The sequence below is a fragment of the Stappia stellulata genome (assembly GCF_020176715.1).
GTDB lineage: Bacteria > Pseudomonadota > Alphaproteobacteria > Rhizobiales > Stappiaceae > Stappia.
In genome coordinates, this window is sequence record NZ_JAIVMF010000021.1 from 32,208 (window position 1) to 44,756 (window position 12,549).

At 62.9% G+C, this 12,549-nt stretch carries 10 protein-coding genes, 1 tRNA gene, 1 pseudogene and 1 riboswitch; of the genes and pseudogenes, 7 read left to right on the forward strand and 5 right to left on the reverse strand.

The window, feature by feature from the left end:
- The first annotated feature begins 72 nt into the window (after positions 1-72).
- Entirely contained in the window at positions 73-486 is a 414-nt protein-coding gene (locus tag LC092_RS18680) for a tellurite resistance TerB family protein (protein ID WP_224808991.1), read from the forward strand.
- Here LC092_RS18680 and LC092_RS18685 read toward each other — a convergent pair.
- The 3 genes from LC092_RS18685 to apaG all read right to left on the reverse strand — a co-directional run bounded on the left by LC092_RS18685 (position 471) and on the right by apaG (position 5,457).
- Complete coding sequence (locus LC092_RS18685; RefSeq protein WP_224808992.1) at positions 471-2,612, reverse strand: putative bifunctional diguanylate cyclase/phosphodiesterase; 2,142 nt, start codon at positions 2,610-2,612, stop codon at positions 471-473. The two genes, LC092_RS18680 and LC092_RS18685, sit on opposite strands and share 16 nt — an antisense overlap.
- 99 nt (positions 2,613-2,711) lie before the next feature.
- Positions 2,712-4,799: an EAL domain-containing protein gene (locus LC092_RS18690; protein ID WP_224809003.1), complete on the reverse strand. Its 2,088-nt coding sequence runs from the start codon at positions 4,797-4,799 to the stop codon at positions 2,712-2,714.
- Between the two features lie 265 nt (positions 4,800-5,064).
- The gene (gene apaG, locus LC092_RS18695) at positions 5,065-5,457 is read right to left on the reverse strand and encodes a Co2+/Mg2+ efflux protein ApaG (protein WP_224808993.1); all 393 of its coding nucleotides are present in this window, start codon (positions 5,455-5,457) and stop codon (positions 5,065-5,067) included.
- A 221-nt stretch (positions 5,458-5,678) separates the two neighbouring features.
- Here apaG and LC092_RS18700 point away from each other — a divergent pair, with 221 nt between their 5' ends.
- Positions 5,679-6,287 (forward strand): CDP-alcohol phosphatidyltransferase family protein, encoded by a 609-nt coding sequence (locus LC092_RS18700; RefSeq protein ID WP_224808994.1) that lies wholly within the window; start codon positions 5,679-5,681, stop codon positions 6,285-6,287.
- On the opposite strand, the gene LC092_RS18705 is transcribed toward LC092_RS18700, so the two are convergent.
- Positions 6,288-7,481, reverse strand: a complete 1,194-nt coding sequence (locus LC092_RS18705) for an O-succinylhomoserine sulfhydrylase (protein ID WP_224808996.1) — start codon at positions 7,479-7,481, stop codon at positions 6,288-6,290. It abuts the gene before it with no gap.
- 37 nt (positions 7,482-7,518) lie between these two features.
- A riboswitch (SAM riboswitch) is annotated at positions 7,519-7,598 on the reverse strand.
- 149 nt (positions 7,599-7,747) lie between these two features.
- Here LC092_RS18705 and LC092_RS18710 point away from each other — a divergent pair.
- Genes LC092_RS18710 through LC092_RS18720 form a run of 3 tightly spaced genes read left to right on the forward strand, consistent with a single transcriptional unit; the run spans position 7,748 to position 10,094 of the window.
- Complete coding sequence (locus LC092_RS18710) at positions 7,748-8,845, forward strand: 2'-deoxycytidine 5'-triphosphate deaminase (RefSeq protein WP_224808997.1); 1,098 nt, start codon at positions 7,748-7,750, stop codon at positions 8,843-8,845.
- Between the two features lie 15 nt (positions 8,846-8,860).
- Positions 8,861-9,535 carry a DUF2161 domain-containing phosphodiesterase gene (locus LC092_RS18715; protein WP_224808998.1) on the forward strand — a complete coding sequence of 225 codons (675 nt, stop codon included), beginning with the start codon at positions 8,861-8,863 and terminating at the stop codon, positions 9,533-9,535.
- A gap of 4 nt (positions 9,536-9,539) precedes the next feature.
- Positions 9,540-10,094: a YigZ family protein gene (locus tag LC092_RS18720; RefSeq protein ID WP_224808999.1), complete on the forward strand. Its 555-nt coding sequence runs from the start codon at positions 9,540-9,542 to the stop codon at positions 10,092-10,094.
- A gap of 27 nt (positions 10,095-10,121) precedes the next feature.
- On the opposite strand, the gene LC092_RS18725 is transcribed toward LC092_RS18720, so the two are convergent.
- Complete coding sequence (locus tag LC092_RS18725) at positions 10,122-10,934, reverse strand: ion transporter (RefSeq protein WP_224809000.1); 813 nt, start codon at positions 10,932-10,934, stop codon at positions 10,122-10,124.
- 201 nt (positions 10,935-11,135) lie between these two features.
- On the opposite strand from LC092_RS18725, the gene LC092_RS18730 reads away from it, so the two are divergent.
- Positions 11,136-11,209: transfer RNA gene (locus LC092_RS18730), tRNA-Gly, on the forward strand.
- A 316-nt stretch (positions 11,210-11,525) separates the two neighbouring features.
- Positions 11,526-12,131 (forward strand): annotated as a pseudogene (locus tag LC092_RS18735) (toll/interleukin-1 receptor domain-containing protein); the annotation flags it as partial.
- Positions 12,132-12,549 lie beyond the last annotated feature (418 nt).

Sequence of the window (12,549 nt, forward strand, 5' to 3'; positions counted from 1 at the left end):
GGGTTGCGCTGCTCCCGGCTTGGCTTTAGGCAACATGCAACAGGACACGTCGACAAAAGGGCCGCACAGCCGATGAGCGAACAGGTATCCCTGCAGGAAGCACTGATCTACGTGATGGTGATGGTCTCCGCCGCCGACAGCAGCATGACCGACCAGGAACTCCATTCCATGGGCGAAGTCGTGAAGACGCTGCCGGTCTTCGCCGGTTTCGACCAGGATCGACTGGTGCGCGTGGCCCAGGATTGCGGCAAGCGCCTGCAGGCGGAAAACGGCATGATGGACACATTCGCGCTGATCGGCGCGAGCGTTCCGCCGAGCCACCGCGACACGGCCTATGCCCTGGCCGTGGACGTCGCCGTTGCCGATCTGTCGGTCCAGCAGGAAGAGTTGCGGATCCTGCAGATGCTGCGCGACACGCTCGGCCTCGACAAGCTCACGGTCGCCGCGATCGAGCGCGGCGCGCAGGCCCGCTACCGCGCGATCTGAGACGACACCGGGCGGGCGCCCACCCAGGGCGCCGGCCGGCCGATGTGATAGCCCTGCGCCATCGTCACGCCGAGGTCGCGCAACACCTCCAGCGTTTCCGCGTCCTCCACATATTCCGCGATCACCCCGACGCCGATCTTGCGCGCCACCGCGACAATGCCGGCCACGATGGTGCGCTGAACCTCGTCACGCGCCACCTCGCCGATGATCGCGCCGTCGATCTTCAGGCTGTCGATGCGGAACTGCCTGAGATAGGCAAAGGACGACAGGCCCGATCCGAAATCGTCGAGAATGACCCGGCACCGCCTGGCCCGCAGCGCATCGATGAGGGCCTGGGCCGTCGCCATGCTGCGCACGGCCGCCGTTTCCGTGATCTCGAAGGCCAGGCGTCCGGCGATGTCTTGGCGCGCGTCCAGTTCGTCGAGCAGAAAGGCGGTGAATTCCGGATCGCCGATCGACAGACCCGACAGATTGATCGTCAGACAGGTGTCCGGATCGACGGAATGGAGGTTTTCCAGGGTGGTGGAAACCACCCAGCGGTCGATCCGCGGCATCAGCCCATGGCGTTCGGCCGATGAAATCAGCGCCGCCGGCGCGAGCACCCGACCGTCATCGTCGACGATCCGCAACAGCACCTCGAGATGCAGCGCCGATACATCATCCATCGGCAGGATCGGCATGGTGTAGAGTTCGAAGCGGTCGTTTTCGAGCGCGCTGCGGACTATCTGCAGATTGCCGATGTCCAGCCGGTGGGCGACCATCTCATCGGCGTCGGGGCGATAGATCACCGGCCGCGCGCCGCCGATCGACTTGGCATGGAGGCAGGCCGTATCCGCCTCGTTGAGGATCTGGAAAACGCTCAACTCCGGCTCACCGGGCCGGGGCGGCGTGATCATCGCAATCCCGACGCTGGCGGTGATCGCGTGGGGAAGCCCCTGCCAGACGAAGCGCATGCCCGAAAGCCCGGCGGTGATGCGACAGCCCAGGTCCCAGGCCGCAGCCTCCCTGAGGCCCCGGCACAGCACGGCGAACTCGTCGCCGCCGAGACGGGCGCACAGCATGTCCGGCGTGGCAACGCTCCTCAGGAACCCGGCAATCTGCTTGAGCAGGGCATCGCCGCCGCTGTGTCCGGCCAGATCGTTCACGACCTTGAAGCCGTCGAGATCGATGGTGAGAAGCGCCGCCGTGCCGCCGAGCGACGACGTATCCTCGATCACGCTCTGGAGTTCGTCCTGCAGGGCATGCCGGTTGGCGAGCCCCGTCAGGGCATCCTCGCGCGCCTGACGCCTGAGCGTCTGCGCCATCAGCGCGGCCTCGGTGATATCGCGCAGGACAATCATTGCGCCCGTCACCTCGCCGCCATCGTCGCGATAGGGGTCCATGCGCACGCGGATATGGCGCGTGACGCCGCTCGGCAGCTTCAGTTCGTGCTCGTATTCGACCGACTGGCCGGCAAAGCAGTTCTCGAAATGCGCCTTGGCACGGAGGTCGAAACGCTCCGCGCCAATGTGATCGCGCACATGCATGCCAATGAACTCCTCCGGAGACTTGCCGCTGAATGCGGCATTGGCAGCATTGGTCATCTTGTAACGAAAGTCCGTGCCGATCACGGAGATGCGGTCTGTCGTCTGCCGCAGGATTTCCTCGTGCATCGACAGGCGCTCGTTGAGATGCTGGAACTGCGTCACATCCCGCGCGGCGCAAATGACGCAAACAACCTCGCCAGCGTCATTGAACACCGGCTGGAAAAACACCTCGAGGTATTTGCCCCGGGTCTTGTCCCGCACGCCCGGGACGCGGATGCGCGACGCTTTTCCGGCAAACGCCTCGTCGAGGTTGTGCTTGCGCAGGGCGAAAACCTTGGGCCCAAGGATCTCTTCAACCGTCCGTCCGATCACATCGGCCCGGCCCGACCCCTCCATGTCCAGGAAGGCCCCGTCGACGTCCCAGATCCGATAACTCCGGTCGCAGACGAAGACACCGGCCCTGTTCATCTCGATGATGGTATTGCGAACGACCTCTCTCGCGACGCCGATAGGCCAGATCGCGCCGCTGTCGTCTTGTTTGACCGGGCGACCCTTCGGCGGGACGCTGCTCTCGTCAGGGTCTTGCTCTCGAACGCTCAAAGGTCCTCAACCATGAATTGCGCGTGACCGATGGGCCCGATGATAGCATTTCAGCCCTCCCCGGCCAGCGTGCGAGTGCAGCTCCAGGATCCCGCCCCCTCATGTGCCGATTGCCTCCGCCCAGGGGCAGGGTCGGCCGACGTAATAGCCCTGAACGAAACTGACCCCAAGGTCTCGCAAGGTTTCCTGCATGTGTTCGTCGGCGACAAATTCGGCGACGACGCGAACGTCCATCTTTCCGGCGACGGCGACAATGCCCGCGACGATCGTCTGCTGGACCGGATCATTGACGACGTCGCCAATGATGTTTCCATCGATCTTGAGCATGTCGACGTCGAACTTGCGAAGGTATCCGAAAGACGACAGCCCCGAGCCGAAATCGTCCAGGATGACGCCGCAGCCACGCCCGCGCAGCGCCTTGATCAGATCGCGCGCGGTCTCCATCGAGCGCACGGCGGACGTCTCCGTGATCTCGAAGGAAAGGCGCCCGTGGACGTCGGGAAAGTCGTCGAGCGCGGAGACCAGAAAATCGCGAAACTGCGGATCCCCGACGGACTGCCCCGACAGGTTGACGGTCAGTTGCAGGTCCGCAGGCGCGCGACGCAGGCGCTCCAGCACGTTTCGCACCACCCATTTGTCGACCGGAATCATCATCTGGTGCCGCTCGGCGGCGGAGATGAAGGCCGCAGGTGCCAGCATCTGCCCATCGCTCCCGACGATGCGCAGCAGCACCTCGTAGTAGTGACCGCTGACGCCGTCGATCGGCGCAATCGGCATGACATAGAGCTCGAACCGACCGTTCAGCAACGCATCCTGGACCACCCGAAGATTGCCGGTCTCCTCGAAACGCGCCCGGATTTCCGTGTCCTTCGGGTGGTAGACGGCCACCCGCGACCCGCCGCGCTCCTTGGCGAGCCGGCAGGCCCGGTCCGCCCAGTTAATGACATCGTAGATGCTCGGCGTGGCCGCCTCGAACGCCTCGTTGTCGAGCATGGCGACACCGACGCTGGCGCGCACGGAATAGCGCGCGCCTCCCCAGTCGAACGGCGTCGTGTCCAGCGCGCTGATGATCGTCTGGCAGGCGGCCATGACTTTTTCGGCCGTACAGGCTGAAAGCACCAGCGCGAACTCGTCGCCGCCAAGCCGCGCGATCATGTCCACCTTCTCGATGGTCCGCAGGAGATCGGCGACCTGTTTCAGCAACGCATCGCCGGCACTGTGACCGGCGATGTCATTCACCACCTTGAACCCGTCGAGGTCGACCAGAACCAGGGCGGACAGGCGCGCGTCGCTGTCACCGGAGCAAGCCGCGCATTGCACAACGCGTGCCTCCAGCTCTTCCTCAAGGGCATAGCGGTTGGCAAGCCCGGTCAACGCATCCTGGCGCGCCTGCCGCAGCAACTCCGCTTTCATCATGGTCGCGCTGGTCACGTCACGCCGGGTGACCGCGGCGGCGATCACCTCACCCGAGCTGTTGCGGAAAGGCACGCAATTGAGATCGAAATGGGCAATATCGCCGTTTTCGGACTTATGCGCGAAGTGATACTCGACCTGCTCACCCGCAAAACAGCGCTCCAGATGGGGCTTGGCCCGGTCCAGGAACCCCCGTTCGCCGATGACATCGACCAGATGCTTGCCGACGATGCTCTCCGCGGTATGGCCCCAGGTCCGTGCATTGGCCGGGTTCGACCAGATGAACCGGAAGTCCAGCCCGACGATGGCCATGGCCTCGGTCGACTGTCGAAACACCTCCTCATGCATGGAGACACGGCTTTCAAGCTCGTACAGCTCGGTCGTATCCTCGATCAGCACAATCAGGCCCGACACCTTGCCGGAGGCATCGAACACCGGTTCGTGACGGATCCGGATCAACCGGTCGCGTGTCGCGCGGCGCAAGCCCCATGTGGTGCTGACTTGCGGCTCCCCGCGCAGCGCGGCCTCGATGGCGGGACGCGCCCGTTCACAGATCGCGTCGCCCATGACCGCGCGCATAGATCGCCCGATCACCTCGCCGCGTGTGAATCCATCGTTTTCGAGGAATGCTGTGTTGACGTCCCGAATGATCATGTCGGTGTCGTAGTAGATCATCCGGATGGGCGAGACCTGAAACGCCGTTCGAAAGGCATCGTCCGCCGGGCCTCTCAGATCGGGGAGAACGGCGGCGGCATCCTGCGCAAGGTTTTTCATCGATGCCACTGTCGCACTTCCCTCCGAGCAAGACGCCAAAAACCGCATCGTCCCATCTAGACCGGCAGAGTATTAATATAGCAGAAACAATTCCCGATTCGAAAATAAGAATTTGCAACGACAAGCCTACACAAATAGAAAATTCACTTGCCGCACTGTCACCCAAAAGACCTTACGTTTTCATCTTTGATTTATACAATCATTCGGCGAAAATTATTGGAAGACAACTTTTGTTAATGCAACCTTAAACTCGCGAAAGATGCATTCAATTGATGCTGCGCACCTCACCGGGAATATCGAGGGAGAAGGCGGGAATAGCGACCTCAAAGCGTCCGCCGTTCATGTCTTCCATCTCGTAGCTGCCCTTCATCATGCCCGACGGCGTGCGCAACGGGCAGCCCGAGGTGTACTCATAGCGTTCGCCCGGCGCGAGGACGGGCTGTTCCCCAACCACCCCAAGACCGCGCACCTCCTCCTCGCGTCCGGCACCGTCGACGATCAGCCAGCGACGCGCACGCAACCGCACCGTCTCCGTACCGTGGTTCACGATCTCGACGGTATAGGCCCAAAGAAACTGCCGGGTGTCGGGATCGGACTCCTCGACGAGGTAGAACGGCTCGACGGTCACCTGTATGTCATGCGTTACAGCCCGGTACATGGCAAATCCCCCGTCGCCTCCGCCGCGCCGCCACAGGGCGCGAGCGTCCGTCAGACACTAGCGCGCATTCCGCCGGTTTCCAGTCCGGGAAACCCGCAATCCGCATGAGACCCGCCACAGCAGGTGCCGGCCAGGAGCGGGAATGACGCGCTTGTGAGCGGCGGGCGCTTGCGCCCGTCGCGGGCTTGCGCCATCCAGAACATCCCCCGACCGGAGGTCCCATGTTCGACGCCCGTCTGCGCCCGCTGATCGACCCGCCGCTGAACGCCGCCGGCCGCAGGCTTGCCGCGCGCGGCGTCTCGCCGGATGCCGTCACGCTGACAGGCTTCGGCCTCGGGCTTGGAGCCGCTCTGGCCATCGCGCTCGGCGCGCCGCTCGTCGCCTTCGTGCTGATCGCGCTCAACCGGCTCGCCGATGGTCTCGACGGCGCCGTGGCCCGCGCAAGCCGCAAGAGCGACCGGGGCGGCTATCTCGATATCGTGCTGGATTTCTTCTTCTACGGCGCGATGCCCTTCGCCTTCGCCGTCCTTGACCCAGATGCAAACGCGCTGGCGGCCGCCGCGTTGCTGCTGTCGTTCTACATGAACGGCGCAAGCTTCCTCGGCTTTTCGGTGATGGCGGAAAAGCGCGGCATCACCACCGACATCCAGGGCCAGAAATCGCTCTATTACCTGGGCGGGCTGGCCGAAGGCGCGGAGACAATCGCCGTCTTCCTGGCCATGTGCCTATGGCCGCAAGCCTTCCCGGTGCTTGCCTGGGGGTTCGCGGCCATCTGCCTCGTCTCCGCGCTCGCGCGGGTCGTGCTCGTCGCGCGCATGCTCAAGGACTGATCAGCCCCGCGCGGCCGCCAGTGCCTGGCGCAGATCCTCCGCCAGATCGCCAGCATGCTCCAGCCCGACCGAAAAACGCATCAACCCGTCGGTGATGCCGAGTTCGGCGCGCGCCTCGTCGTTCAGGCTCTGGTGCGTGGTGGTGGCGGGATGGGTGATCAGGCTCTTGGCATCGCCCAGATTGTTCGACAGGCGGATGATCTTCAGCGCATTGGCGAAGCGGAAGGCCGCCGCCTTGCCGCCCTTGACCTCGAAGGCGATCATCGTCGAGCCGGCCTTCATCTGCCGCCGGGCGAGATCCGCCTGCGGATGGTCGTCGCGGCCCGGATAGATCAACTGGGCGATCGCGGGGTCGGCCGCAAGGACATCGGCCAGTGCCGCCGCCGTCTCGGTCTGGCGCGCCACGCGCAGCGGCAGCGTCTCCAGCCCCTTGAGCAGCACCCAGGCATTGAAGGGGCTCATCGCCGGACCGGTGTGCTTGACCAGCGGCATGACCTCGTCCTTGATCCACTCCTCGTCGGAGAGCACCACCCCGCCGAGGCAGCGCCCCTGCCCGTCGATGTGCTTGGTGGCGGAATAGACCACCACGTCGGCACCGAGCGTCAGCGGCGACTGCCACATCGGGGTCGCGAAGACATTGTCGACGATCAGCCGCGCGCCGACCTTGTGCGCCATCTCGGCGACAGCGGCGATGTCGATCACCTCCAGCGTCGGATTGGTCGGGCTTTCCAGGAAACAGGCGACCGTTTCGGGCCGGATCGCCGCGCGCCAGGCGTCGAGATCGGTGCCGTCGACCAGCGTCGAGGCAACGCCCATGCGCGGCAGCAGCGTTTCGACGATATAGCGACAGGAGCCGAACAGCGCCTTGGCGGCGACGACATGATCGCCGGCCTTGCAGCAGGCCATGAGCGCGAGATTGACTGCCGCCATGCCGCTGGCGGTGCCGCGTGCGGCCTCCGCGCCTTCGAGCTGCGCGATGCGCTCCTCGAACATGGCGACCGTCGGATTGGCATAACGCGAATAGACGAAGCCCGGATCGTCGCCCTTGAAGCGGGCTTCGGCGGCTTCCGCGCTGGCGTAGACGAACCCTTGCGTCAGGAACATCGCTTCCGAGGTTTCCCCGAAGGGCGAACGCGTCGTTCCGCCGTGCACGAGGGCGGTTTCGGGATGCCAACGGCGGGTATCTGAGCTCATGCCTGTCTCCAAATGCAAAAACCCCGGCCACGGGCCGGGGTCTTGCAACCCGGCCTTTTTAGCAACTTCTTTAACGTGGCTGCAAGCCGGCCGGCTCAAATCACCACGGACCGCGCTGGTCTTACGCCAAGCCTCAATCCGCGTCAACGCCACGTTGACGCAGCGGCGTCGCAAAGTCCGGACGCAGCTGCTTGCCAGTTCCCCATGGCAAAACGGGCGGGCTTGCGCTAAGCACGGCGAAACCCGAAGGCTTTTTGGAACACTTCATGACCGCACCCGGCCACGGCATCCTCCCCGCACAAGCGATCCGCGCGATGTTCACGCGCGGCGAAATCGCGGCACCGCGACACCCCGACGCCGACCAGATCCAGCCCGCAAGCCTCGATTTGCGGCTCGGCCCCCTCGCCTACCGCGTGCGGGCAAGCTTCCTGCCGGGCGCAGGCGCCAAGGTGATGGACAAGCTCGACAGGCTCAAGCTGCACGCCTTCGACCTGACGCGCGGCGCGGTGCTGGAAACCGGCTGCGTCTATATCGTGCCGCTGATGGAGGGGCTGGCGCTCACCGCCGACGTTTCCGCCACCACCAACCCGAAGAGCTCGACCGGCCGGCTCGACGTCTTCACCCGCGTCATCACCGACGAGGGGCGGGCCTTCGACACGGTGCCGGCCGGCTACCGCGGCCCGCTCTATGCCGAGATCAGCCCGCGCACCTTTCCCGTTCTCGTGCGCGAAGGCTCGCGGCTTTCCCAGATCCGCTTCCGCATCGGCGATCCCTTCGTCCAGGACGCCGACCTCACGGCCGTGCATCGCGAGCATGCGCTGGTCGCCGGCGGCGACACCACCATCGGCGGCGGTGTGCATCTGACCATCGACCTTGAGGGCAAGGGTCCGGGCAGCCTGATCGGCTATCGCGGCAAGCGCCACACCGGCGTCATCGACATGGACGCCAAGGCCGCGCAGGAGCCGCTCGATTTCTGGGAGCCGATCGTCCACCGCGGCGACAGCACGCTGATCCTCGATCCGAACGAGTTCTACATTCTCGTCTCGCGCGAGGCGGTGCATGTGCCGCCGATGTTCGCCGCCGAGATGGTGCCCTTCGACCCGCTCGTCGGCGAGTTCCGGGTGCATTACGCCGGCTTCTTCGACCCCGGCTTCGGCCATTCGACGCTTGGCGGCGGCTCGCGCGCCGTGCTGGAGGTGCGCTCGCATGAGGTGCCCTTCATCGTCGAACACGGCCAGACCGTCGGCCGTCTGGTCTATGAGCACATGCTGGAGCGCCCCGAAACGCTTTACGGCGAAGGCATCGGCTCCAACTACCAGGGCCAGGCTCTGAAGCTGTCGAAACACTTCAAGGCACGTGCCTGAGGCACAGCCTTCGCGATGACCAGCATTCTGGAAACAGAGCTCTATCCTCCGATAAAGGCCTTCCTCACGGCGCAAGGCTACGAGGTCAAGGCCGAGATCGGTGCCGCCGATGTCGTCGCCTGCCGGGGCGACGAGGACCCCGTGATCGTTGAATTGAAGACAGGTTTCACCCTGGGGCTTTTCCATCAGGCGATCGCGCGGCAATCGATCACCGATGCGGTCTATGTGGCGGTCCCCCGGACGACGGGCCGCCGGTTCCAGTCGGCCCTGAAGAGCAATCTGAAACTCGCCCGCCGTCTCGGCCTCGGCCTGATCACGGTTCGCCTGGCGGACGCCCTGGTCGAGGTGCATCTGGATCCGGGCCCGTTCAGCCCGCGCCAGTCGAAGCCGCGCAAGGAGCGGCTGCTTCGGGAGTTCGCCCGCCGGGTCGGCGATCCGAACACCGGCGGCTCGACCCGGGTCACGCTTGTGACAGCCTATCGGCAGGACGCGCTGCGCTGCGCCATGCATCTTGCAGCCAACGGCCCGAGCCGCGGCGCGGAGGTGGCGAAGGCGACCGGCGTTGCCAAGGCGACAAGGCTGATGGCCGACGATCACTATGGCTGGTTCGAACGGGTCGAGCGCGGGATCTATGCGCTGACCCCGAAAGGGGCCGCCGCCCTCCCCGCTTCGGCAAAGAACGCGGGATAACGCCATGCCCCTCATGACAATCGCCCGCGAATATGAGGGGTTTCTGGAAGACCGGAAATCGCGGTTCCTCGCGCATCTCGTTCCCCTCGCGCTCTTCGACGAACGGCTCGAGGCGTTGCGCAAGGAACATCGCAAGGCCAACCACATCGTCACCGCGCATCGCCACCTTCTCGACGACGACCGCATCGAGGAAAGCGGCAAGGACGACGGCGAACCGGCCGGCACCTCCGGCATGCCGGTGCTGCGCGTGCTGCAGGGCGCGGAGTTGATCGATTGCGCGGTGCTGATCGTGCGCTATTTCGGCGGCATCAAGCTCGGCGGCGGCGGGCTGGCGCGCGCCTATTCCGGCGCGGCTCAGGCGGCCATCGCCAATGCCGAGCTGATCCCCTTCCAGCGGTTCGCGGTGAAGCAGGTCAGCGCGGACTTTGCATCGAGCTCGGAGCTGGAAGGCCGGGTCGAGCAGCTTGGCCTGACGGTCATCGCCCGCGATTTTACCGCAGACGGCGTGACGCTGACGCTGGAAGGCCCGGAAGACGATCTCGCCCGGCTCGACGCCTGATCGGCCCTTTGCCGGAAACGCGCGCCCTCAGTCGCCCTTGCCGGCCCCGGGCCTTGCGATCTCGGAGCGCAGATCGCGCACCTCGGCCCTCAAGGCCTTCACCTCCTTCAGCAACACGCCGGTCTCGTCATGGATCGCCTGACGGTCGGCTTCGGCCAACTGGTCGTGCTCCTGCTGCATCGCCGAGACGATGACACCGATGAAGAGGTTCAGCACCGTGAAGGCCGTGCACAGGATGAAGGGCACGAAGAGCAGCCAGGAGAGCGGATAGACCTCCATCACCGGACGCACGATGCCCATCGACCAGCTTTCCAGCGTCATGATCTGGAACAGCGTATAGAGCGAGCGCGAGATCGTCCCGAACCACTCCGGGAACGACGCGCCATAGAGCTTGGTCGTCATCACCGCGAAGACATAGAAGACGAGCGACAGAAGAAGCACGATGGAGCCCATGCCGGGAAGCGCCGCAACCAGACCGCCGACCACCCGGCGCAAGGACGGCACCACGGAGATCAACCTGAGCACGCGCAGGATCCTGAGCGCGCGCAGCACCGAAAGCGCCCCGGTCGTCGGCATCAGGGCAACCGCCACGACGAAGAAATCGAACAGGCTCCAGGGGTCGCGGAAGAACCAGAGCCGGTGGGCATAGATGCGCAGGGCAATCTCGACGACGAAGACCGCGAGCACGGCCCGGTCGAGCGCGAGCAGAAAACCGCCCGCCACCTGCATGGCGGTCTCGCTCGTCTCCAGCCCGAGCGTGATCGCATTGATCACGATCAGAGCGATGATCGCCGCTTCCCAGCGTTTCGACTGAACGAGGCGTTTCGCCCGCTCCCGCATATTCTCACTCCTCGACCTGGTCCGGATCGCGCGAGCGCGCGACGCCGCCAAACGTGGCGATGGGATACGGGAAATCAAGCACAAACTTGCAGGAGCCACCGCATTGCGCGGTGCGTGCCGGGAAAGCGGTGTGAAGCGCTGCCGCGCGCCGTCTCGCCTCTTGACAGGCCGCCACCGCGCCGCCGATATAGCGAAGCACAAGCGGGTGTAGCTCAATGGTAGAGCAGAAGCTTCCCAAGCTTAAGACGAGGGTTCGATTCCCTTCACCCGCTCCACTATTTTTATATCTTATTCATATACGGACAAATGGCCCTCTCACCTTCCGAGCGCGCGACTTATAAGACAGAAATTGCCCACAGGCTATCACCCCGTTCATGGCCGGAAGTCGACTTGATCCTCGAGGAGTTTGGAGCAGACACTACTGACTTATGGAGTGGCGACATTTTTTCCTACGTTGTCGCTATGATCAAAGGACTTGATGATAGCGCGCTCCAACAACTGGCTGCCCACCTAAACATCCAAACCGGTGAAGACAGCGTACTGGACCCGCCGGGATTTTAGACAGAAGGACAGCTTTGTGTCTTCCTTTCCCACCTCGCCAAGCACAAGGTTTTCGCCTCCGAACTACAAGCAGCGCTCAGCGCTTATGGAATTTGTTCCTTTGTCGCCCACGAAGATATCGAGCCGGACGCAGAATGGCAGGCAGAAATAGAGAAGGCGCTACGCACTTGTGACGCGTTGGTCGCCCTTCTCAATGAAGGCTTCAACCAAAGCACCTGGACCGACCAAGAAGTCGGATATGCGCTTGGGCGCGGTGTACCTGTGTTTTCAGTTCGTTTGGAAATGGACCCGTACGGCCTCTTTGGGAAAAAGCAGGCTTTCAACGGAAAAGGTAAAGGCGTCGAAACTATCGCGCATGAACTCCATGAAGCCTTTAAGAAACACCCCAAGACAAAAGAGAAGATTGCTGATATAGTTATTCAACGCTTCTGTAAAAGCACATCTTTCGCTAGTGCTAAAAAAAATGCCCTTCAGGTCGAGTACTTAGAGGCTTGGAAGCCGGAATACAAGTCGATACTTCGTGACGCGATTGTAAATAATGGACAAGTTAGAGATTCTTGGGGTGTCCCAGAAAAGATCGAGGCGATCATAAAAAATCGCGATCCAGACGCTGATAAAAATGAAATTCCATTTTAATAAAAGCTTTTTCTCAAATCCCAAAATAGAATTGTAACAATAATAAATTAATTAAATTGCGATTTCATAAAATAAAATAATCTATGTATATTCATATTTATATAAAATTACTTTTTCTTATCCAAAAAATCCTATCAAGAATATAATTATCGAACCCAGAGCGCAGAGTCCTTCGGAGATAACTCTGACTATTACATAAAAAGCAAAGAGAACTACTTTGACTCTACAACGACGAGGGGCATGGCAGCGAGCTCCACATCCCTACGCGCCCTCCACCGTGCCCTGCCCGCGCTAGTTGCGGTTTCTCAGAAGGTCATTCACCCTTTGGAGGGGCGGCAGGCCGTTGAGAGCGGAGTGTTGTCTTGCCCGGTTGAACCAGTCAAGCCATCTGGGGAGGTCCGCGTTTCGGGCTTGCGAT

Bases quoted from the DNA above. Each gene is read 5' to 3' on its own strand.
- LC092_RS18690 (WP_224809003.1), bottom strand. From the start codon at position 4,799: ATGAAAAACCTTGCGCAGGATGCCGCCGCCGTTCTCCCCGATCTGAGA.
- LC092_RS18710 (WP_224808997.1), top strand. From the start codon at position 7,748: ATGACCGCACCCGGCCACGGCATCCTCCCCGCACAAGCGATCCGCGCG.
- LC092_RS18715 (WP_224808998.1), top strand. From the start codon at position 8,861: ATGACCAGCATTCTGGAAACAGAGCTCTATCCTCCGATAAAGGCCTTC.
- apaG (WP_224808993.1), bottom strand. From the start codon at position 5,457: ATGTACCGGGCTGTAACGCATGACATACAGGTGACCGTCGAGCCGTTC.
- LC092_RS18725 (WP_224809000.1), bottom strand. From the start codon at position 10,934: ATGCGGGAGCGGGCGAAACGCCTCGTTCAGTCGAAACGCTGGGAAGCG.
- LC092_RS18720 (WP_224808999.1), top strand. From the start codon at position 9,540: ATGCCCCTCATGACAATCGCCCGCGAATATGAGGGGTTTCTGGAAGAC.
- LC092_RS18705 (WP_224808996.1), bottom strand. From the start codon at position 7,481: ATGAGCTCAGATACCCGCCGTTGGCATCCCGAAACCGCCCTCGTGCAC.
- LC092_RS18700 (WP_224808994.1), top strand. From the start codon at position 5,679: ATGTTCGACGCCCGTCTGCGCCCGCTGATCGACCCGCCGCTGAACGCC.
- LC092_RS18680 (WP_224808991.1), top strand. From the start codon at position 73: ATGAGCGAACAGGTATCCCTGCAGGAAGCACTGATCTACGTGATGGTG.